Annotated in this window: 20 protein-coding genes; 6 read left to right on the top strand and 14 right to left on the bottom strand. The window is 68.7% G+C overall.

The window, feature by feature from the left end; translation table 11 throughout:
* Positions 1-19 precede the first annotated feature (19 nt).
* Both rpe and ACU4E7_RS15150 read left to right on the top strand, forming a co-directional pair.
* Entirely contained in the window at positions 20-700 is a 681-nt protein-coding gene (rpe, locus tag ACU4E7_RS15155; RefSeq protein ID WP_447019328.1) for a ribulose-phosphate 3-epimerase, read from the top strand.
* Between the two features lie 176 nt (positions 701-876).
* Positions 877-2,487 carry an acyl-CoA synthetase gene (locus ACU4E7_RS15150; protein WP_447019327.1) on the top strand — a complete coding sequence of 537 codons (1,611 nt, stop codon included), beginning with the start codon at positions 877-879 and terminating at the stop codon, positions 2,485-2,487.
* Between the two features lie 54 nt (positions 2,488-2,541).
* Here the strand turns inward: ACU4E7_RS15150 and ACU4E7_RS15145 are convergent, their stop codons facing one another.
* The 7 genes from ACU4E7_RS15145 to ACU4E7_RS15115 all read right to left on the bottom strand — a co-directional run bounded on the left by ACU4E7_RS15145 (position 2,542) and on the right by ACU4E7_RS15115 (position 9,915).
* Positions 2,542-3,105: an invasion associated locus B family protein gene (locus ACU4E7_RS15145; protein WP_238121833.1), complete on the bottom strand. Its 564-nt coding sequence runs from the start codon at positions 3,103-3,105 to the stop codon at positions 2,542-2,544.
* Positions 3,106-3,275: 170 nt separating this feature from the next.
* Positions 3,276-4,367 (bottom strand): polysaccharide biosynthesis/export family protein, encoded by a 1,092-nt coding sequence (locus ACU4E7_RS15140; RefSeq protein WP_447019326.1) that lies wholly within the window; start codon positions 4,365-4,367, stop codon positions 3,276-3,278.
* A gap of 771 nt (positions 4,368-5,138) precedes the next feature.
* On the bottom strand, positions 5,139-6,497 hold the full coding sequence (accC, locus tag ACU4E7_RS15135) for an acetyl-CoA carboxylase biotin carboxylase subunit (protein ID WP_447019325.1): 1,359 nt from the start codon (positions 6,495-6,497) through the stop codon (positions 5,139-5,141).
* Positions 6,498-6,522: 25 nt separating this feature from the next.
* The gene (accB, locus tag ACU4E7_RS15130; RefSeq protein WP_447021643.1) at positions 6,523-6,987 is read right to left on the bottom strand and encodes an acetyl-CoA carboxylase biotin carboxyl carrier protein; all 465 of its coding nucleotides are present in this window, start codon (positions 6,985-6,987) and stop codon (positions 6,523-6,525) included.
* Between the two features lie 63 nt (positions 6,988-7,050).
* Positions 7,051-7,488: a type II 3-dehydroquinate dehydratase gene (aroQ, locus tag ACU4E7_RS15125; RefSeq protein ID WP_238121828.1), complete on the bottom strand. Its 438-nt coding sequence runs from the start codon at positions 7,486-7,488 to the stop codon at positions 7,051-7,053.
* Between the two features lie 176 nt (positions 7,489-7,664).
* Positions 7,665-8,435 (bottom strand): DsbA family protein, encoded by a 771-nt coding sequence (locus ACU4E7_RS15120; protein ID WP_238121827.1) that lies wholly within the window; start codon positions 8,433-8,435, stop codon positions 7,665-7,667.
* Between the two features lie 25 nt (positions 8,436-8,460).
* The gene (locus ACU4E7_RS15115; protein WP_447019324.1) at positions 8,461-9,915 is read right to left on the bottom strand and encodes a M48 family metalloprotease; all 1,455 of its coding nucleotides are present in this window, start codon (positions 9,913-9,915) and stop codon (positions 8,461-8,463) included.
* Between the two features lie 358 nt (positions 9,916-10,273).
* On the opposite strand from ACU4E7_RS15115, the gene ACU4E7_RS15110 reads away from it, so the two are divergent.
* Both ACU4E7_RS15110 and aat read left to right on the top strand, forming a co-directional pair.
* Positions 10,274-11,449 carry a pyridoxal phosphate-dependent aminotransferase gene (locus ACU4E7_RS15110; RefSeq protein ID WP_447019323.1) on the top strand — a complete coding sequence of 392 codons (1,176 nt, stop codon included), beginning with the start codon at positions 10,274-10,276 and terminating at the stop codon, positions 11,447-11,449.
* Between the two features lie 67 nt (positions 11,450-11,516).
* On the top strand, positions 11,517-12,194 hold the full coding sequence (gene aat, locus ACU4E7_RS15105) for a leucyl/phenylalanyl-tRNA--protein transferase (protein WP_238121824.1): 678 nt from the start codon (positions 11,517-11,519) through the stop codon (positions 12,192-12,194).
* Here aat and ACU4E7_RS15100 read toward each other — a convergent pair.
* From ACU4E7_RS15100 to speB, 4 genes are all read right to left on the bottom strand, one after another.
* On the bottom strand, positions 12,125-12,760 hold the full coding sequence (locus tag ACU4E7_RS15100) for a DUF2155 domain-containing protein (RefSeq protein ID WP_337927127.1): 636 nt from the start codon (positions 12,758-12,760) through the stop codon (positions 12,125-12,127). The genes aat and ACU4E7_RS15100 overlap by 70 nt on opposite strands.
* A 167-nt stretch (positions 12,761-12,927) precedes the next feature.
* The gene (locus ACU4E7_RS15095; protein WP_238121823.1) at positions 12,928-13,338 is read right to left on the bottom strand and encodes an NADH:ubiquinone oxidoreductase subunit NDUFA12; all 411 of its coding nucleotides are present in this window, start codon (positions 13,336-13,338) and stop codon (positions 12,928-12,930) included.
* Between the two features lie 90 nt (positions 13,339-13,428).
* Positions 13,429-14,544, bottom strand: coding sequence for a calcium:proton antiporter (locus tag ACU4E7_RS15090; RefSeq protein WP_447019322.1), 1,116 nt, complete (start codon positions 14,542-14,544; stop codon positions 13,429-13,431).
* Positions 14,545-14,610: 66 nt separating this feature from the next.
* Entirely contained in the window at positions 14,611-15,591 is a 981-nt protein-coding gene (gene speB, locus ACU4E7_RS15085; protein ID WP_447019321.1) for an agmatinase, read from the bottom strand.
* A gap of 212 nt (positions 15,592-15,803) precedes the next feature.
* Here speB and ACU4E7_RS15080 point away from each other — a divergent pair, with 212 nt between their 5' ends.
* Positions 15,804-17,015 (top strand): diguanylate cyclase, encoded by a 1,212-nt coding sequence (locus ACU4E7_RS15080; RefSeq protein WP_447019320.1) that lies wholly within the window; start codon positions 15,804-15,806, stop codon positions 17,013-17,015.
* A gap of 290 nt (positions 17,016-17,305) precedes the next feature.
* Here the strand turns inward: ACU4E7_RS15080 and ACU4E7_RS15075 are convergent, their stop codons facing one another.
* From ACU4E7_RS15075 to ACU4E7_RS15065, 3 genes are all read right to left on the bottom strand, one after another.
* Positions 17,306-19,435: a hypothetical protein gene (locus tag ACU4E7_RS15075; protein WP_447019319.1), complete on the bottom strand. Its 2,130-nt coding sequence runs from the start codon at positions 19,433-19,435 to the stop codon at positions 17,306-17,308.
* Positions 19,432-19,971, bottom strand: coding sequence for a sigma factor-like helix-turn-helix DNA-binding protein (locus ACU4E7_RS15070; protein WP_238121818.1), 540 nt, complete (start codon positions 19,969-19,971; stop codon positions 19,432-19,434). Before ACU4E7_RS15070 ends, ACU4E7_RS15075 begins: the two co-directional genes overlap by 4 nt.
* A 155-nt stretch (positions 19,972-20,126) precedes the next feature.
* Entirely contained in the window at positions 20,127-20,522 is a 396-nt protein-coding gene (locus tag ACU4E7_RS15065; protein WP_447019318.1) for a flagellar export protein FliJ, read from the bottom strand.
* A gap of 452 nt (positions 20,523-20,974) precedes the next feature.
* Between ACU4E7_RS15065 and ctrA the strand changes: the two genes are divergently transcribed.
* Positions 20,975-21,676: a response regulator transcription factor CtrA gene (ctrA, locus tag ACU4E7_RS15060; protein WP_238121815.1), complete on the top strand. Its 702-nt coding sequence runs from the start codon at positions 20,975-20,977 to the stop codon at positions 21,674-21,676.
* Positions 21,677-21,751 lie beyond the last annotated feature (75 nt).

Below are 21,751 nucleotides of genomic sequence, written 5' to 3'. Positions count from 1 at the left end.
GCCTGCCAGGAGCCCCGCCGTGAACCAGCCGCTGATCGCCCCGTCCATGCTCGCCTCCGATTTCTCGCGGCTCGGCGAAGAGGTGCGCGACGTGGTGAGCGCGGGGGCGGACTATATCCATCTTGATGTGATGGACGGCCATTTCGTGCCGAACCTCACCTTCGGCCCGGACATCATCAAGGCCCTGCGCCCGCACACCGACAAGGTGTTCGACGTGCATCTGATGATCTCGCCGGTGGAGCCCTATCTGGAGGCCTTCGCCGCCGCCGGCGCGGACATCATCACCGTCCACCCGGAGGCCACCGCCCATCTCGACCGCTGCCTGCAGGTGATCCGCGGCCTCGGCAAGAAGGCTGGCGTCGCGCTCAATCCGGCGACCCCTGAGAGCACGCTCGACTATGTGCTCGACAAGGTGGACCTGGTGCTGGTGATGAGCGTGAACCCGGGCTTCGGCGGCCAGGCCTTCATTCCCGCCGTCCTGCCCAAGATCACCCGCATCCGCGACATGATCCGCGGCCGCGACATCCGCCTGGAAGTGGACGGCGGCGTCAATCCGCTCACCGGCGCCCAGTGCGCCCAGGCCGGTGCGGATGTGCTGGTGGCCGGCTCCGCCGTGTTCAAGGGCGGCATCGAGGGCTACCGCACCAACATCGCCGCCATCCGCGCCGCCGCCGCCGATGCCATGGGGCTGATGGTCTGAGCCGGATGGCCTGAGCTTTCGCGCCGCCCCCCAACACCCGTCCACCTGTTCCCATCCGCCCCCTTCGGTGGCGCGGATGACGCAGCGTGCCCTCTTGACCATCTCAGGAAAAAAACGTTCGATCGTTTCCTAATCGCCACGAAGGCGCCCCCAAGAGGCGCCGGCGGAGGAAACCCATGGCCGATCCCAACACCTACGACGCCCTGCGCCGCGCGTTCTCCTGGCGCATTCCCGCCCGCTACAACATGGGCGTCGCCTGTGCCGATGCCCATGCCGATGGCTCCGGCAAGCCGGCCCTGATGTTCGTGGAGGAAAGCGGCGCCACCCGTACCTATTCGTTCGACGAACTCAAGGCCCTCTCCAACCGATTCGCCAACGCTTTGGTGGCCGGTGGGCTCCAGCGGGGCGATCGGGTGGCGGTGTTCCTGCCCCAGGCCCCAGAAACCGCCATCGCCCATATCGCCGCCTTCAAGGCCGGCATGATCTCGGTGCCGCTGTTCACCCTCTTCGGCGATGAAGCGCTGGAATATCGCCTTGCCGCCTCCGGCGCACGCGCCCTCATCACCGACCTTGCCGGCCTCGCGAAGCTGGAGCGGGTGCGCGACCGCCTGCCGGAACTCGCCCATGTGTTCGTCATCGGCGACGATGTCGGCGCGGCCTTCGCCCGAAGCTTCGACACGGCGCTGGAGATGGCCTCCGATCGCTTCACGCCAGTGGACACCGGCCCCGATGATCCCGGCATCATCATCTTCACCTCCGGCACCACGGGGAACCCCAAGGGCGCCCTGCATGGTCACCGGGTGCTGCTGGGCCACCTGCCCTGCCTGCAGGTGATCCACCAGGACATGCCGCAGCCCGGCGACCTGCACTGGACCCCGGCCGACTGGGCCTGGATCGGCGGGCTGTTCGACGTGCTGTTCCCCACCCTGCACCTCGGCGTGCCGGTGCTGGCCCATCGGGCCCGCAAGTTCGATCCCGAGGCGGCGATGGCGCTGATGGCCACCCACGCCGTGCGCAACGTGTTCCTGCCGCCCACCGCCCTGAAGCTGCTGCGACAGGCGGATGTGCGCCATGACGGGCTGAAGCTGCGCTCCCTGCTCACCGGTGGCGAGACCCTCGGGGCGGAGCTGGGCGCCTTCGTGGCCGAGCGGCTGGGGGTGGAAGCGCGGGAGATCTATGGCCAGACCGAATGCAATCTGGTGGTGGGCTCCAATTCCAATTTCTTCCCCATCCGCCCCGGCGCCATGGGCAAGCCCATGCCCGGCCATGACGTGCGCATCGTCGACGATGACGGCACCGAGCTGCCGGTGGGCGCGGAAGGTCATATCGCCATCCGCCGCGGCGACCCGGTGATGATGCTGGAATATTGGAAGAATCCGGACGCCACCGCGCAGAAATATGCGGGTGACTTCCTGCTCACCGGCGATCGCGGCAAGGCCGATGCGGACGGCTATCTGTGGTACCTCGGCCGCGCCGATGACGTGATCACCTCCGCCGGCTACCGCATCGGCCCCGGTGAGATCGAGGATTGCCTCTTGAAGCATCCGGCGGTGGCGCTGGCGGCGGTGGTCGGCGTGCCGGACCCGGTACGCACCGAGGCGGTGAAGGCCTGGCTGGTGCTCAAGCCCGGCTTCACCGGCGACGATGCCTTGGCCCGCGAGATCCAGGATCACGTCAAGGAGCGGCTGTCCGCCCACGAATATCCGCGCCAGGTGGCCTTCACCGACACTTTGCCCATGACCGCCACGGGCAAGATCCTGCGCCGCGAGCTGCGGGCCCGCGGCTGAGGGGTCTTCCGGGCGCGGGAAACAAAAACGGGGCCTTGCGGCCCCGTTCTGTCATCACTTGTTGAGGGCCGCCGCCATCGCCTCGCCGAGCCCCTTGAAGGAGATCGGCAGGATGACCGGATTGCGCGAGCCGTTCTCGAACAGCAGTTCCCCCTTGCCCGCGCTGGCCTTCAGCGCCGCCACCTGCGCCGGCTCCAGCTTGAGCGAGGCAATGCAGCTCTGGCCGCAGCGCTTGTAGGTGAGCACCAGATCCGGCACGCCGCCGACCTTGAAGGTCACATTGGCCGGCAGCCAAACGCCCGGCGGCACCTGGACGATCAGATAGACCGGCCCGTCCTTGATGGCGCGCACGGCCATGTGCGCCAGAATGTTCTTGAGGTCCTCGGTCTGCAGGGTCTGCACCGCCTCGCAGGAGCGGCCTTTCGCCTCCGGCTTGCAGCGCACGGTCCAGTCGTCATGCGTCGAGGACGTTTCCGTTGGCGCAGGAGTGGCCGTCGGCGTTTCTGCGCGCGCGGGAGCGCCCGCGAGAAGCGCGCCCGCCAGCGCGGCAATGGCGGCAATCCGCTTGCCCATCTGCGCCCCCTGCGGCTGAGAAGCCTGCTGCGACATGGTCTTCATCCACCCATTCCCAGTCAGCGGCCGTGCCGGCCACGTTACAGGCCCGGCATATCCGATCTGCGCGGCGTCGGGCAACACCCATTGGCCGCCTTGAGCGGCTGGCCGCGCGGACGCACGCCAGCCGCGCGAGAAGGCGCCCCTCGCCCGCGGGGGCGAGGGTTCGCACAAGATCAGTTGAAATCGTTGGCGACGGTGGCGCCGCTGATCACCGGGCCGGCGGCGACACGGAACAGCTCCAGAAGCTTCTGCAGTTCCACCGAGGAGGCATTCGACAGATAGATGATGTCGCGCTCACGCACCACGAAGCTATCGGCCAGGAAGAAGCCGGAAGCCTCCGACAGATCCAGCTGGAAGACCACCGGCACATAGGCGCTTTCCACCGGCTGCTCCGGCGTCAGCATCTCCACCACGCGCTTCGGCTCGTAGCGCAGCACGAAGATGCCCTTCACGTCGGCGCGGGTGTCGATCGGCCCACCGGCGCGGGCCAGAGCCGAGGCCAGCGAGAGCGTCGTCACCGGCAGCGTCGCCTCCGTGGTCCGGCCCGCGGCGCCCATGATGAGATAGGTGCGGGGCTTGTCGGCGATATTGATGAAATCGCCGCCCTTGAGACGCACGTCGGCGGTGGGCTGATTGATCAGCGCCTGCAGACGCACCGATTTGGTGGTGCCGTTGCGGGTGAGCTCCACCATGGCATTGCCGGGCGAGATCGCCGGCCCACCGGCGCGGGTCACCAGCTGCAGCAAGGTCTCGCCGGCGGCGGTGATGTTGAACTCGCCGGGCGTGCGCACGGCACCGGCAATGATCACCTTGTTGGAGAAGTTGCCCACCAGGCGCACGATGACCTGCGGCTGGATGATCCGGCTCTTGAGCTCTTCTTCCAGCATCTGACCGACCTGGCGGGTGGTCTTGCCAGAGACGTTCAAGGCACCGACCAGCGGGAACGTGATGATGCCCTGGCTGTCGATGGGCATCTCCGGCAGCGTCACCAGGGCTGCCGACTGGCCACCCGCGGTGACCGAGCTGATCCCCGAGAACACGCCACCCGAAGCCGGCTCCATCACGGTGATGGAGAGCACGTCACCCGGACCGAGCACCGGCCCGGACCCGGCGTGACCGCCCCGATCAGGACGGAAGAAGCCGCTGGTGGACATGCTGTTGTCCGGCACCTGCAGCAGCACCCGGCTCACGGCCACGTCGACCGGCACGAGACGGAAGGGAAAATCGCCGGGACTCTGGCTTTCCATCTGGATCTGGGTCGCCATCGGCCCCGATCGCGGCAGCGCGTCGCAGCTGGCGAGGCCAAAGCCTGCCGTTAGCGCCAGCACCAGGAGCGCAGGTGCGGTCCTCGAGGCATTGCCCCATGCGAGCCGGCACTTGCGGAACCAATTCAACACCATTCCCCCGGCCTTCTCGCTGACTTCAACGATCACCCAAACCCGCGCCAGAACCCAATCTCTCACGGCCCCATCCGCCACGACTCACGCCGCAGCGCACCGCGGCATCGGCCGGAGAGGACAGCCTTTAGCACGCCCCACCCGCTCGGCAAACGGCAAGGTAGCAATCGAAATCAGTGCCTTGTGGCACCTCGATCGCCTCTCACCGCACCCTCTGCCTCGATTCCGCATTATGCCGCCTGAGGATGAAGAAGCACCTACGATCTGGCGACCCCGGTACCCAAGTGGCGGCATCACGGCAATCAATCGGGCGGTGTGTCCTTGACGCAACAACGTCGCGGCACTGTATCCAACCCCTCCGCGAGCGGCGGGCGCCCGGCTCTCACAGAGCAGGTGAAGTTGTCGATGAAGTGTTAAGATTTTTCTTCACGCCGAGACCCATCAACATCTGCACGCGGTGAGAGGACGCAAGGTCAACACAACCACGACAGCGGGGCCGGGCGGCGCAGACACCGGCGGGCGGCGAAGACGACCGGCCCCCGCTCTCGCCCGAAAGAGGGGACCAGGGCACTGTGGCCGTCAGATGGGACCAGCAGGTGTGCCCGGCGCGCCAGGGCGCGTCGGGCTCACTCGACAGCTTCAGCCGATGCCTTCGCCGGCCCGATCGGCCAGGAAATGCTCGAGCCAATGGATGTCGTATTGGGCCGCGGCGATGTCCGGCGTCCGCACCAGGGTGCGGAACAGGGGCAGCGTGGTGTCGATGCCGTCCACCACAAACTCGTCCAGTGCCCGGCGCAGGCGGCGCAGGCACTCGTCCCGGGTCTTGCCGTAGACGATCAGCTTGCCCACCAGGCTGTCATAGGTGGGGGGGATCACATAGCCCTGGTAGGCGTTGGAATCCACCCGCACGCCCAGGCCACCCGGCACGTGGTAGTGAGTGATCTTGCCCGGCGAGGGCCGGAAGGTGGTGGGGTGCTCGGCATTCACCCGGCATTCGATGGCATGGCCGTCGATCGCCACATCAGCCTGGGTGAGGCCCATGGGCTCGCCTGCCGCCACGCGGATCTGCTCGTTGATGAGGTCGATGCCGGTGACCATCTCCGTCACCGGATGCTCCACCTGGATGCGGGTGTTCATCTCGATGAAATAGAAGCGGCCGTTCTCATACAGGAACTCGATGGTGCCGACGCCGAGATACTTCAGCTGCCGCATGGCGTTGGCGCAGGTCTCGCCGATCTCCGCCCGCTGCTCGGGGGTGATCACCGGCGAGGGCGCCTCCTCCCACACCTTCTGGTGGCGCCGCTGCAGGGAACAGTCGCGCTCGCCCAGATGAATGGCGTTGCCGCGGCCGTCGCCCAGCACCTGCACCTCGATATGGCGCGGGGTGGACAGATACTTCTCCAGATAGACGGCATCGTCGCCGAACGCCGCCTTGGCCTCGATGCGGGCGGTGGAGAGGGCCTGCGAGAGCTCTTCCTTGCTGAGCGCCACCTTCATGCCGCGCCCGCCGCCACCGGCGGCCGCCTTCACCAGCACCGGATAGCCGATCTCTTCCGCCACCCGATGGGCCTCGGCATCGTCGCGGATGCCGCCCTCGGAACCGGGCACCACCGGAATGCCCAAGGCCTGGGCGGTCTTCTTGGCCTCGATCTTGTCGCCCATGATGCGGATGTGCTCCGCCTTGGGGCCGATGAAGCCGATGTTGTGGTCGGCCAGGATCTCGGCGAAGCGGGCATTCTCGGCCAGGAAGCCATAACCCGGGTGCACCGCATCGGCGCCGGTGATCTCACAGGCGGCGAGAATGGACGGGATGTTGAGATAGCTGTCCCGCGCCGCCGGCGGGCCGATGCACACGCTCTCGTCGGCGAGCCGCACATGCATGGCGTCGGCGTCGGCGGTAGAGTGCACCGCCACGGTGGCGATGTCGAGCTCCTTGCACGCACGCAGGATGCGCAACGCGATCTCGCCCCGGTTGGCGATGAGGATTTTCTTGAACATCAGGCCTGCCCTCGGGAAAACGCGCTCACTCGATGATCATCAGCGGCTCGCCGTATTCCACCGGCTGCGCATTGCCCACGAGGATCCGCGTCACCGTGCCCGAACGGGGCGCGGGAATGGCGTTCATGGTCTTCATGGCCTCGACGATCAGCACCGTCTGGCCTTCCCGCACGCTGGCGCCCACTTCGACGAAGTTGGCGGCGCCGGGCTCGGGCGCGAGATAGGCGGTGCCCACCATGGGCGAGGCCACGGCACCGGGATGCTTGGAGAGGTCGGCCGGCGCCTCGGCGACGGGCGCCGCGGCCACCGGCGCGGCGCCCGCGACCGGCGCCGCCGGGGCGGCGGCCACGGTGACCGGAGCCGGCGCGCGCGCGACGCGGATGCGCAGGCCTTCGTGCTCCACCTCGATCTCGGTCAGATCGCTGTCGGACAGCAGCTTGGCGATATCCTTGACGAGGTCGGTGTCGATCTGGGGTTTGGTAGGCTTCATCATGTTCCTGCTCTGCCGGCCATGGGGCCGCACGAGGGCTCTTGAGGGTTCGACAAGCCGCCGTCAGGGCGGCGGAAGATCGGCCAGGGCCGCGATGGCGAGTGCGTAGCTCTGCGGGCCGAAGCCGCAGATCACCCCACGCACCACCGGCGACAGATAGGAGTGGTGGCGGAAGGGCTCGCGGCTGAACACGTTGGACAGATGCACCTCGATGGTGGGCACGCCCACCGCCGCCACCGCATCGCGCACGGCGACAGAGGTATGGGTGTAGGCCGCCGCGTTCAGCACGATGCCTCGGGCGCCCCGCGCCGCCTGGATGAGATCCACCAGGGCGCCTTCGGAATTGGTCTGGGCGAACACCATGTCGAAGCCCAGCCGCTCGGCCGCGGCACGACACAGCGCCTCCACGTCGGCGAGGGTCGCCGCACCGTAGATGCCGGGTTCCCGGGTGCCGAGAAGATTGAGATTGGGCCCGTTCAGGACGTGGATGAGAGGGAGCATCCGCAAAACATCTGCCGCCGGCGCCACATGGCCGGGTCGGCGTCGTTATAGGGTCACGCGCCACGCAAGGAAAGGGGAGCGCGGCGCGGGCCCGTCATGGCTGGTAAACCAAGGCTGACCAGCGGGCCGGCCGATGCGCCCCGCTCGCCCGCTCCGACCGCCTCACTGGCGGCACATCACTTGGCGCCGGCCGCACCCTTGGCGTTGGCGCGGGTGGCGGCCACCGCGGCTTTGAGCTTGTCGAAGCCCACAGCGCCCACCACCACCTCGTCGCCCACCACGTAGGAGGGCGTGCCGTTGAGCGACAGCGCCTCGGCGATCTTCATGCTCTCGTCGAGGGTGGCGTTGAGCTCCGGCGAGGTGGCTTGCTTCTGCAGCAGGGCGGGATCGATGCCCACCTGCTTGGCCGCCGCCAACGCCTTCGCCCGATCCGCCTGGCCACGACCGTTCAGCAGCGCCTGGTGGAAGTCCATATACTTCTCGGGCGCCACCATGCGCACCGCCACGGCCACCTGGGCGGCTTCCACCGAGCCCGGGCCAAGCACCGGGAATTCGCGCAGCACCACCTTGAGGTTCGGGTCTTCCTTGATCAGCTCCTGCAGGTCGGAGAGGGCCCGCTTGCAGTAGCCGCAATTGTAGTCGAAGAACTCCACCAGGGTGACGTCACCCTTGGGATTGCCCACCACCACGCCGCGCGGGCTCTCCAGCAACGGCTTGATCTGGCTCAGGGCCTGGTTGCGGGACTTGGCCTCGGCCTCGTTGTGGCGCGCTTCCAGCACCGCGATGGCCTCCTGCAGCACCTCGGGATTCTGCAGCAGATACTCTCGGATGACCGGCCCGAGCTCCTTCTTCTCCTCGTCGGTGAAGGCGGACGCCGGGGTGGCGGACACCAGCGCGGCCAGGGCCAGCGGGATCAGACCGGCGCGAAGGCCGAGGCGCGAGAACATGAGACTCTCCATGGAATGAATGGGTTCAGCGGTCATCGGAGCGCCCGCCCTGGGCGCTCTGCGGCGGCTTGAAGTTCACGAGGTCGTCGGCCCGGAGCCAACCGGGCGAGCCGGTGGGAAAGCGCTTGCGGGCCCGCGCCGCCAACTCACGCCCGAGCTTGGCGTCGCCACTGGCGATGGCCGCGTTGGCGGCCGCCAGATCGGCATTTGCCAGATCGCCCTTGCGGCCATAGGCGATGGACAGGGAGCGCCAGGCGCCCGCTGAATTGGGATCGCGCTGAGTGGCCTGGATCAGTTCCGGAATGGCATCCTCCGGCTTGCCGCCGCTGCCGGTCTGCACCAGCGCCTGCCCCAGCATAGCCCGGATGAGCGGCGCGCCATTGGACAGGTCCACCGCCTTGCGCAGCACCGGAACCGCCTGGCCGGCGCGCCCGGCCTCCAGCAGCGCCTGGCCCTTCAGCTCGTAGAAATAGGGATTATTGGGCTGGCGGGCGATCAAGGCATCGATCTGCGCCACCGCGCCGTTCACATTGCCGAAGCGATAGGCGGAAATGGCCCGCGCGTATTGTGCCGCCAGGGAAGCGTCGGAATAAGGATATTGGCGCGCCACCGCTTCCGGCCGCTCGGTGAAGGCGATCAGCTTGGCGCGCATCAAGTCATGCCGCTCCTGCAGCGCCGGCGGATCCTTGACGTTGTAATAGGGGCTGCTCTTGGCCAGTTGCTCCAGCGCGGCGATGCGCTCGCGCGCCATGGGGTGGCTCAGCAGATAGGGGTCGATGCGCTGGCTGATGAACAGCTGGTCGTTCTGAAAGCGCTCGAACGTCTCCAGCATGCCTTTGGACGACTGCTTGGTGGCGTCGAGATATCGCACCGCCGAGCGGTCTGCCGCCTGCTCCTCGCTGCGCTGGTAGGAGAGCAGCGAGCGGCGGATCATCTCCTGCGGCGCGCTCATGCCAGCGGCGGCGACATTGCCGAGATTGCGACCGTCCATGCCACTGGCCGCGCCCGCCGCCACACCGGCGCCGGCCAGCAGCATGGCCACCACCGCCATGGTCTGGGCGCCGGCCAATTGCTGGCGCATGCGGGCCAGATGCCCGCCGGCGATGTGGCCGCTTTCGTGGGCCAGCACGCCGATGATCTGGTTGGGCGTCTTCGAATCGATGAGCGCGCCGGTATTCACGAAGATGCGGCGGCCGTCGGCCACGAAGGCGTTGAAGGAGCGATCGTTGATCAGCACCACTTCCACATTCTGCTGCGCCAGCCCCGCCGCCTTCAGGATGGGCCGGGTGTAGTCGCGCAGCAGATTCTCGATTTCCGTGTCGCGGATGGTGGAAACCCGGCCCTGCCCGCCGGCCGGCTGGGCCTGCGCCGCGTGCCAGGGCAGCGCCGCCACGGCCAGTGCGGCGAGGGCCTGGCAGGCCCGTCGCCCGACAAGACGCAGGGCGTCGCCTGCAGATCGGGAGGAGATTGACACCGCCATTGTTGCCGACGCTTCGCCTCGCTGGTTCGTGGCCCGACCCGCTCCGCGCGAACCGGCGCCTGCCCTGATCCTCAACCGCCGCAGCCGCCGGCCACGCTCCTCGTCCCACGTCCCTCGTCCCACGTCCGGCCGCCGAAGATGCTGGGTGCACCGGGCCGCAACGCCCTGAACCCACGCCACCCCTTGGCGAGCGGCGCCGCCCGAGCTACGAAGCGGCCGGACACTGGCGCCTTGCGGCCGCTGGGTCAACGGGCGCCACTTCACATTGGGGCGACAGCTCGTCCAAGGACCGCGAGATTACGGCGGCAGCACGGCGGCGCGCCCCTCGCGCCGCGGTTCGACCCGAAGGATTTCCATCATGACCTCTTCTCCCGCAGGCGTTACGCCTTCACGCCGCAGTGCCGTCGCCCCCTTCATCGTCATGGACGTGATGGAGCACGCGGCGCGGTTGGAAGCGGCCGGCGCCACGGTGATGCATCTGGAGGTCGGGCAGCCGGCGGCGCCGGCGCCCCTCACTGCCCGCCAGGCCGCCACCGCTGCGCTCGAAGCCGGACAGGTGGGCTATACGGCCGCCCTCGGCATGCCGGCGCTGCGGACGCGAATCGCCGAACACTATCAATATGCCCATGGCCTCACCCTCGACCCCGAGCGGGTGGTGGTGACCAATGGGTCGTCCGGCGGCTTCATTCTCGCCTTCCTGGCCCTGTTCGAGGCGGGCGACCGGGTGGCCATTGCCGCCCCCGGCTACCCGCCCTATCGCCATGTGCTGTCCGCCCTGGGCTGCGAGCCGGTGCTGATCGAGACCCGGGCCGAGGATCGCTTCGCGCTCACCCCGGCCCAGCTCATCGAAGCCCATCGCGCCGCGCCACTGAAGGGCGTGCTGGTGGCGAGCCCCGGCAATCCCACCGGCACCATGATGGACCGGGCGGCGCTGACCGCGCTCCACGCCTGCGCCCGCGATCTCGGCATCGCCTTCGTGTCCGACGAGATCTATCACGGCCTCGATTATGCCTTCCCGGCGGTGAGCGCGGCGGAGATCGGCGAGGACGTCACCGTCATCAATTCCTTCTCCAAATATTTCTGCATGACCGGCTGGCGGGTGGGCTGGATGGTGGTGCCCCCCACCCTGGTGCGCACCATGGAGCGGCTGCAGCAGAACCTGTCCATCTCGGTGCCCACCCTGTCGCAGATCGCCGCGGCGGCGGCCTTCGACGGGCGGGCGGAGATGGACCGGGTGAAGGCGAGCTATCTGGAAAACCGGCGCATTCTCACCGAAGGCCTGCCGCAGGTCGGCCTGCGCCATTTCCTGCCCGCCGACGGCGCCTTCTATCTTTATGCGGATGTCTCCGCCTTCACCGGCGATTCCGCCGCCTTCGCCACCCGCATGCTCGATGCCGTGCACGTGGCCACCACCCCCGGCGTGGATTTCGATCCCTTCCGGGGCAAACAGTTCCTGCGCCTGTCCTATGCCGGCTCCGCCGCCGACATGCGCGAGGCGGTGGCGCGCATCGGCGCCTTCCTGCAACGCGAATAGGTTTTCGTGGGCGGCGGGCGGCGCAGCGCCATAGAGTTGCGCCAATTGTCGGTGAGGATCCCATCGCATGAGCCGCCCCAACGACCAGATCGTCGAGATCACCCCGGAAGTGCTGCTGAAGGCCTACGCCTGCGGCATCTTCCCCATGGCCGAGAATGCCGACGACCCGGGGCTCTACTGGATCGAGCCCGAGCGGCGCGGCATCATCCCCCTGGATGCCTTCCGCATCTCGTCGCGGCTGGCGCGGACCGTGCGCTCGGACAAGTTCGAGGTACGGGTCGACAGCGATTTCGAGGGCGTGATCGCCGGCTGCGCCGAACCGCAGGATGGCCGCGAGAAGACCTGGATCAACACCCGCATCCGCCGGCTATATGGGGAATTGTTCGCGCGCGGGCGCTGCCACACGGTGGAAGCCTGGCGCGACGGCCAGCTGGTGGGCGGGCTTTATGGGGTCCGGCTCGGCGCCGCCTTCTTCGGCGAGAGCATGTTTCACCGCGAGCGGGACGCCTCCAAGGTGGCGCTGGTGCATCTGGTGGGCCGCCTCATCGCCGGCGGCTTCCGCCTGCTGGACACCCAGTTCGTGACCAGCCACCTCTCCACGTTCGGGGCCATCGAGGTGTCGCGCCGCCAGTATCACCGGCTGCTCGACCACGCCCTGGCGGCGGAGGGGGATTTCTACTGCTGGCCCGCGGGCGCCGCGGTGACCGGTTCCGGCGCCTTGCAGCCGATCAGCCACACGTCATAGATCGGGTGCTCCACCGCGTGCAGGCCGGGACTGGAGGCGAACATCCAGCCGGTGAAGATGCGCTTGGCCTCACCCTTCAGGGTCACCTCGTTCACCTCGGTGAAGGAGGTCACGTTGCGGGTCTCGTCCTCCGGGCGGGTGTAGCAGACCCGCGGGGTCACCTGCAGCGCACCGAACTGGGCGGTTTCGCCGATGGCCACATCGAACGTGGTGGTGCGGCCCGTGATCTTGTCGAGGCCGGCATAGACCGCATAGCGATTATGGATGCGCACCGACGGCGGACGCACCACCACCACATCCCCTTCCACACCCCCTGGTGCAGTGGGCACCGCCGCCGTGGCGGCCGCCGGCTGCGGCACCCGGTTGGGCAGGCGACGGGGATCGGGCGCGGTGGGCATACCGCTGCTGGGCGGCGGCGGCAGAGGCGACTGCTCGATGCCCGAACGCTGCAGCTGCGCCGCGGCCGGCGCCGCGCCCGTCACGATAGCCAGCAGGGCCAGCACTGGCAGGCCGAAAGTGCGGGCACCGTCAAAACGGGAGCGAGGAGAACGAGAGCCTTGGGACATCCGCTTCATGCTTCAGGCGCACCGCGCTGACAAAAGAATCACGGGCGCACCCGCGGCGTCATCCGGACCGGTCCGATCCCGATGACCGTTGCGACTAGCACCGACAATGAGGCCTGAACAGGGCATGGCATCCCCCTGCCCCCTGCGCCACATGCCCGGGCCCGGCCTCACTCGCCGGGCGTCCAGGCCTTGTAATCGCCGGTCACCTTGGGCCGATGGCCGCCGGTGAGCACGGAGCCCTTGGGATGGTAGGCGGCCGGGGTGCCGGTCATGTTCGCGCGGTGGGGCTTCTGCCACGGGAACGGGGTGTAGCTCTCATCCACCGGCGGCGTGTCCACCCGATGGTGGAGCCAGCCCCACCAGCCGGGCGGCACCGAGGAGGCTTCCGCATAGCCCGGATAGATCACCCAGCGCCGCTCGAAGCCGAGAGTGGGATCGATGGCGCCACCCTTGGTGCGAAAATAGCGGTTGCCGAGCTCGTCCTGCCCCACGAACTCACCATAGCGCTTGGTCCACCACCAAGTGCCGATGGTCTGCTTGTTCCACCAGGTGAAGATGTAGGTCAGGAGAGTCTTCACGGCCCGCGCCTCGTTCCGAAATCGGGCGGAACATGCCACCTGCCCCCGCCCATGTCCACCAAAGACCGCCACCAAAGACCGCCGCCCGCCTCACGGCACGAACAGCAGCAGCACATAGACCCCGAACAGAATGAGATGCACCACGCCGTTGAGGGCGTTGGTGCGCCCGGTGCCGAACGACAGGATGCACATGACGAAGGTCAGCACCATCATGGTGCGGTCCTCGTTCTCCAGGCCCAGCACCATGGGCAGCCCCAGCATCACGCTCAGCGCCGCCATGGCCGGAATGGTCAAGGCGATGGTGGCGAGCACCGAGCCGAGCGCGATGTTGAGGCTGTGCTGCAGATGATTGGCCGCCGCCGCCCGCACCGCCGTGATGCCCTCCGGCATCAACAAGAGGATGGCCACCAGCGCCCCGGTCACCGCATCGGGATCGGCCAGAGGGAACAGGGCCAGGAAATCCTCGAACGCCACTGCCACATGGTGCGACAGCGACACCACCGCCGCCAGCGACAGCAGCAGCATCACCGTCGCGATCCAGAAACGCCGCAGCGAGGGACGTTGCTCCCCGTGCTCCGGCGGCTGGCTGGCGAAATGCTCGCGGTAGCGCACCGTCTGCATGTAGAGAAACGTGCCGTAGAGCCCCACCGCCACGAACGCCATGGTGACCAGCTGCACCGGGGAAAACTCGCCGGTGGCACCGTCATGGGTCTCGCTGGGCAGCACCAGCAGCAGCACCCCCAGCGCAATGATCACCGAGAGGAAGCCGGACACCCCTTGCTGCTGGATCGCCTGCTCGCGGTGCTTGAGGCTGCCCAGCAGCAGGCACAGGCCGACAATGCCGGTGGTGACGATCATGATGACCGAGAACACCGACTCGCGCGCCAGGGTGGGGTTGGCGGCGTTGTGCAGCATCATGGAGGCGATCACCGAGACCTCGATGAGCGTCACTGAAAGGGTCAGCACCAAAGTGCCGTAGGGCTGGCCGAGCCGCTCGGCCACCACGTCGGAATGGCTCACCGCCGAAAAGGCGGCGCCGCACAACAGCAGCACCGACACCACGCCGATGACGGCTTCGAGAACGCCGCTGTGCGCCGCCGCGGCCGCTTCCGGCGTCCAGGCGGCAAAGCTGGCCAGCAGGGCGGCGAACACCAGCCCCGCCAGCGGCAGCGCATACGGCGCAACGCCGGATCGGTCTCTCCCCATGTCGCCCCCCTCAGCACAGATCCGCCGGGCGTGTCCCATATGGCCGCGCAAGCTGCAAGGGCTGCCTCACAGGGCGATCCGGTGCCCCGCGGCCTTCCGCTGCGCCAGCAGGCACAGGTAGAGCGACGGCAGGGTGGCGCCGGCGAGCGCGGTGAGTTCGGCATGGTCATAGGGCGGCGACACCTCCACCACGTCGAAACCCTTGAAGTCGAGCCCGCCCAGCTGCCGCAGGCAGGCAATGACCTCGCGGCTGGTGAGGCCGCCGCAGACCGGCGTGCCGGTGCCCGGGGCGAACGCCGGATCCAGCGCGTCGATGTCGAAGGACAGATAGACCGGCGCCGACCCCACCCGCGCGGCAATCCGCGCGGCCAGGGCGGCCGGGCCGATCTCCCCCGCCGTCAGCGCGTCGATGATCTCGATGCCATAGGTTTCCGGCGCATGGGTGCGGATGCCCACCTGCACCGACCGATCGGTGCGGATCAGCCCATCCTTCACCGCCCGGGTGATCATGGTGCCATGATCCACCCGGTCACCGCCGTCACCCCAGGTATCCTGGTGCGCATCGAACTGGATCAAGGCGACCGGCTCGCCGAGCCGCGCCACCAGCGCCTGCAACACCGGATAGGTGAGGAAGTGGTCACCGCCGAGGGTGATGAGGTGGCTGCCGCGGGCATAATGGGCCGCCGCCTGGCTGGCGATGGCCTGGGGAATGCCGGCGGGCAGGCCGTAATCGAACACGCAGTCGCCGCCATCGGCGACATCGAGGGTGGCGAAGGGATCGAGGCCGAAGGGATAGAAGGGATCACCATCGAGGATGCTGGAGGCGGCGCGGATGGCCCGCGGCCCAAACCGCGTGCCGGGGCGGTTCGACACCGCCACATCCAGCGGCACGCCCCACACCACCACCTCGGCGCCGCCGCCATCGCGCGCGTAGCGCCGGCGCAGGAACGAGGTGACGCCGGAATAATTGGGCTCGGTGGACTGGCCATGGCGGAAGCTCGGATCCAGGGCCCGATCCACGGGACGCGGCAGAGATGATTCGGTCATGCGGCACCTCTCGGCTCCTTCGGCCGGCGCGGGCATGATAGCGACCCGCCCCTCCAACGCCAGCGCCTTGAATCCGCGACCAGATCCACCCTGCGCCGCCCTCAGCGGATTTGAGGGTACACGCTCAACACACGGCCAGCTTGTGCCCCCTGGGATTTCATGCATGACTAGTTGTTAGCCTCAGCCCTCCAGCCGAACCGTGGTTTTTCGGCATGATCCTCCATGTCCCGACGCTTCTGATGACCGCGGCCGTGGTGTGTTGTCTGATTGCCGGCGTCCAGATGGTGTTAAAATACCGGACCAACGTGTCCGCGCTGGGCTATTGGGGAACGGCGAATGTCACCGGCGCCGCTGGCGCCTTGGTGCTGGCGCTGCGCGCCGACCTGCCCCTGGCCTTCGTGGTGGTGGTCGGCAACGGCCTGATCTATGTCTGGCTGGGCCTGCTGATCACCGGCATCCGCGCGTTCGACGGCCAGCGTCCCCTGCTCGCCCTCTCCCTCGCGGCGGCCCTCGCCAGCACCGGCCTTCTGCTCATCTCCTACCTGATGGGCGACAATCTGGGGCAGCGCATCGTCATCGGCTCGCTGCTCATCGCCGTCTGGTGCGGCGTGGGCACGTGGATCATGCTCCAGCGCCGGCCGGGCGAGATGCGCTCGCGGGCGCGGCTCACCTTCGCCCTGCTCCTGGTGCTGCTCAGCCTGTTCTATGTGGCGCGGGCGCTGGGCGTCGCCGTGGGCTGGATCATGCCCATGAATGCGTTGTCCGGGTCCGCCCAGGGCCTGGTGCTGCTCGCCTCCCTGGCCCTGGTGACGGGCTGGAACTTCGCCTCGCTCTATCTGGTGCTGGACCGGCTGGCCTCCCGCGACGACCTCACCGGCCTGCTCAATCGGCGCACCACCCTGTTGCAGGGGCGCCTGCTGCTGGAAGAGGCGCGCGCCCAGCGCCACCCCCTCTCAGTGCTGATGCTCGACCTCGACCACTTCAAGACGGTCAACGACCGCTTTGGCCACCAGGTGGGGGATGCGGTGCTGCGCCGGTTCGCCGAGGTCGCCCGCCAGAGCGTGCGGGCGCAGGATCTCATCGGCCGCATTGGCGGTGAGGAATTCTGCGTGGTGCTGCCGGGAGCCGACGGCAAGGCCGCACTGGAGATCGGCGAACGGCTGCGCACCACCGCCGAATCCGAGCTCTGGGAAGTGGACCAATGCGCCATCCGCGCGACGGTGACCGTCGGCGTTTCCACACTGGCAGCGGTGGCGCCCGATGATGCGCCATCCATCAGCGGCCTCATCAAGGAGGCGGACGACGCGCTCTATTATGCCAAGGCGGCGGGCCGGAACCGCGTGCTCAGCGCCGCCCGCCTGGCCGCCGGCCTCACCGCGTCCCTGAGCCTGTCCACGGTCGAGCGCCAGGCCGCCCGCGCCTGACCCCGCCCCGCGCGACGCCCCTCACCGAGGCGCGACGAAGCGGGATGGACAGGCCGTCGCCAGCAGCGCGTTTGCCCCGGGGCCGGCTCACCCAAGGGCCGGCTCACCCAGGGTCCGGCTTGCCCAGGGTCCGGCTTGCCCAGGGTCCGGCTTGCCCAGGGTCCGGCTTGCCCAGGGTCCGGCTTGCCCAGGGTCCGGCTTGCCCAGGGTCCGGCTTGCCCAGGGTCCGGCTTGCCCAAGGGGCCGCCGGACTCGCGGGCGTCGAACCGGCGCGGCCGCTATGCGGGCCCTCACGGTACGCGTCGCTGAAACGACAGCTCTCCCCGATAGACCTCTTCGCCCTCGGCCTCGAGGACGCCATCGGCGCCGACCGGCACCGTGATCACCGACAGGTGCGCGCCCTCCATCGCCGGGACGCCCAGGGCGTGGACCAGATCGCTCTCCGCCGCCAGGCGGGCATTGAAGGTCCCCAGCAGATGGCGGCCGGCATCGCGGGTGCGCAGTTCCAACCGGTAGACCTGCCCTGCCATGGCGGGAACGGCGATGGCCTGCACCTCGAGCAGGCCCGCAGCCGGCTCCAGCCACACCCGCACCTCCGGCGCCCCGGACGGCGCCAGCACCGGCCGGAGGATCACCATGCGCGGCGCCGGATCGCCGCTCCAGCCCCCCTGGTGCATCATCACATCGAGAGTGATCACCACCATCACCACGGCGGCCGCCGCCGCCAGCCCGCGCAGCGCCAGCCGCCGCGACGGCCCATCGCCGCCCCTGGCGGGACGGCCCCGCAGGGCCCGCCGAGCCTGGTCGAAAGCGACCGCCGCCCGGGCGCCCAAGGCCGCTCCCACGCCCGATCTGGTCACAGCCTCGGCGGCACTTTTGGCAGCCCCATCGTCCTCAGTCGTGGTTGCGGCGCCGGCTACGGCGTCGACCTCCGCCTTCGCCGTCCCCTGCTCCGCCGCGGGCGCGGCGTCGCCCGGCATCGGCCCCGAGGGCGCGTCCGTGCCCTCACCATGCCAAGGGGAGAGCGACGACGCAGCGCTGACCGAGACGGCCGCCGCGTCGGTCGCGGTGCCCCCGTCCGTCCCGGTGGCCGGGGCCACGCCATCGGCCACACGCACTGCCGCCCCGCCTTCAGACACGGGCGCGATCTCCGGCCCGACGGCGGCCGGCGGCGACACGGGCGCTCCATCGCCAGGGACAGCGGCAGTTGCGGCGGCAGTTACGGCCGCACTTGCGGCGGCACTTGCGGCGGAGGTGCCGCCTCCATGGTGCGGCAGCGGGGGCGCAGGCGCAGAAAGGCCCTGACCTGGAACCGGCGCATGCAGGGGCGGCGACGGATCATCGACCGCCGCCCCCTCTGCCGCCGCCCCGGCTCCGTCCGGCCCCACGGGCGCCTCGGGACGCGGCGCCTCCGGACGCTCGGCGGCAGAGCCTGCGTCCACCAGCGACGGCCGGGTGGGGCCCAAGGCGCCGGGAGGCGCGCCCTCCGGCGCCGGCGTCTCCGGACTCCCTTCAACCACAGGGCCCGGCGCGGCGGCTTCAACGGCCTCGCCTGCAACAGGCTGTTCCCGTGCGCCCCCCTCAGCGCCACCCGAGCGTTCAGGAGCGGCAAGAACCGCCGTCTGTTGTAAGCCCTGCTCTCGCCGCGCCTCCCCTTGCCCGCTCGCCTCTTGCGCGACGCTCTCTTGCGAGACGCTCTCCTGCTCGACGCTTTCTTGCACCTCCGAACCGCCGGACGTCGTGCCAGCGTCCGCAGGCGTCTCAAGGGGGACATCCTCGGCCGGCGACAGGTCGGGGGCATCCTCAGGCCATGGCTCGGAAGCGGACGGTGTTTCGGCGCCCTCCAGGGGTGGCGGAGAATGGGGGATGCGATCGTCTGGCGGCGCATCCGCCGCCAACGCAGCGGCCAGCCGCCGGCGCAGCGCCCGGGGTGGCTCCACGCGGGCCGCTTCCCGCGGCAGCGCGCTGGCCGGAACCTTCTGCGCGCCCCCCAGCCGCGCCCGCAGCATGCGCGTGAGGCCCCGCGCGCCGGCGGGCGGTGGCGCGGCCGGCGGCGACGCCGGAACGGCCGGTCGCCCGGCCAGCCCGCGCCGCGAGACCGTGCCGGAGCGCGCGCCCGTCTCCGCCCCCGTCTCCACCCCGATGCCGCCGCCTGTCGCCGGAGGCGGCGCGGAGGCGGGCGCGGCGCCTCGGCCGGCCTGCTGCGCCCGGGCCAGATCCTGGGCGATGGCGTTCCAGATGGCCGGCGGCGGCGCGATGGGGGAGATCAATTCATGCAGGGGCGCCAGATCCCGCTCCCAGCGCCGCACCAGGCGCGCGAAGTCGGGATCGCGCTGCAGGCGGGCCCGCGCCTGGGCCCGTTCCGGTGCCTCCAGCGTCCCGATCACCAGTTCGGCGGCCAGAAGATCGTCGGCGGTCATGTGGGACGTCGCAGATGCGCGGCGATTTCCTGCGCGCTGCGCGCCAGCCAAGCCCTCACGCCCGTATCGGGAATATCGAAATAGACGCCGAGCGCATCGCGGGTCCAGCCGTCATAATAAGCGAGCAGCACCATGCGCCGACGCTCCTCCGACAGGAGCCCCAGGGCCGCCAGCACCCGCATGAGCGCCGGGCTGCGACCGGACAGGGCCAGAGGATCGGCCGCCGCGCGCCCCACCTGGAACGGCTCCCACGCATCCGGGCCACCGCGCGCCCGCACCGCATCGAGCGAGGCCGCCCGAGCCATCGCGGTCATGGCGCCGAGGGGCGCCTTCTCCCGCGACAGGCGCGCCGCTTCCACGAAGATCTGCCCATAGGCGCGCCGCAACACCTCTGAGGCGAGCCCCGGCTGGCGCACCAGGCGCAGCACCAGCCCGTACAGCTTCGGGCTGGACAGCTCATAAAGGCGTTCGCATGCGCTCAGATCACCCGCGGCAATGGCCGCCAGGAGGCCGCGCAACTCGCGATGCGGCGTCACCCGTTTGATCCCTCCCCTCCCGGACACGCCGGATCCCCGCGCCATTCAAACGCAGGCTGCGGGCGGGAGACCACAAAAAAACATGCTGCAGCGCACCGCGCTGCAGCATGCTACCTCAGAACCTCTGAATTTCGCGCGCGCAGCCCGCTCGGCGCTCAATGGCGCGGCATATCCAGCGGCCGCCAGGCGCCACGGGTGGCGCCCAATTCCGGCTTCGCGGTGCGATCGAGGCTGTCGGCGGCTTCCGCCAGCACGAGCTCCGCCTCGGCCTCGGCCAGGGTCTTGGCGGCGGCATCGCGCTGGGCGACGAGGTCATCCACCGAGCGTCGCAGGTTGTCGCGCCGCCCGCGCGAGGCCAGGGCCAGCGGGGAATAGGCGAAGTGATTGGGGTCGTTGACGCCGGTGCGTCCTTCCTCGGCGGCGATATCGCGATCGAGGTCCACGGCCATCCGCTCGAAATCGGCGATCATCGTGTCGATCTGCGCCACCCGCCGGCGCATGTCGTCGATCTGAAACTTCTTGGCGCGGATCAAGGGCTCTCGCGACTTCATCGCCATCAACTCCGGTACGCAAAGGGCAATGTCGGCCGAGCACCCCCGGCCACTCAACGCCGCCACAATGGCGTCTCACGGTTGCCCCTTTCTTACCGCCGCGCAGGAAGCTGGAGAAAAATACAACGAACCTGAAGCTCAGAAACCAATCGTTTACCGCCTTCGTTAATCATGAGGCTACGGTTCGAGCGACGCGCAAAAAGTGCCCGCTCGAAGGTCGACGAAAGGTATCGAGAAACGGGTGAACGCGGCGCGCGCCGGCGGAAAAACAGTTAAGTGCTTGGTGGAGATTCAGTCTTCCGAACCGTGCACAAATGTTTTCCCACAAGGGCTTGTCCGAGAGAATCAGGGTCTGCTACTGATTCTTCACACGTAGCGCGAATCACCCCGTCGGCCGAGCAACGAAAGTCGGCAGCGCCGCCTTTCGGGTAGTTGCGAGGAAAGGGATTGCCATGCGCGTCTTGCTCATCGAAGACGATAGTGCAACGGCCAAGGGCATCGAATTGATGCTTAAGACCGAAAACTTCAACGTCTATACGACGAGTTTCGGTGAAGAAGGCGTCGATCTCGGCAAGGTTTACGAGTACGACATCATCCTTCTCGACCTGAACTTGCCGGATATGTCCGGGTTCGAGGTGCTGCGCTCGCTGCGCGTCGCCAAGGTCAAGACCCCCATCCTGATCCTCTCGGGCCTCGCCAACACCGAGGACAAGGTGAAGGGCTTCGGCTTCGGCGCCGATGACTACCTCACCAAGCCCTTCCACAAGGACGAGATGGTGGCGCGCATCCATGCCATCGTCCGCCGATCCAAGGGCCATGCCCAGTCGGTGATCCAGACCGGCGACCTGGTGGTCAACCTCGACACCAAGACGGTGGAGGTGGAAGGCAACCGGGTGCACCTCACCGGCAAGGAATACCAGATGCTGGAGCTGCTTTCGCTCCGCAAGGGCACCACCCTCACCAAGGAGATGTTCCTCAATCATCTCTATGGGGGCATGGACGAGCCGGAACTGAAGATCATCGACGTGTTCATCTGCAAGCTGCGCAAGAAGCTGGCGAACGCATCGGCCGGCAAGAACTACATCGAGACCGTCTGGGGCCGCGGCTATGTGCTGCGCGAGCCCGTGCTGGGCGCCGAGCGGATGGCCGTCTAGGCCACCCCTTCGCCCGCGACCGCCGATCCCGCGCCTCGCAGTGAGGATGCCCCGCCGTTCGGTGGGGCATTTTGC

Source organism: Xanthobacter sp. ZOL 2024, from assembly GCF_052932325.1.
Note: the sequence above shows the minus strand (reverse complement) of the source record. Positions and strands in the feature narration are given on the sequence as shown.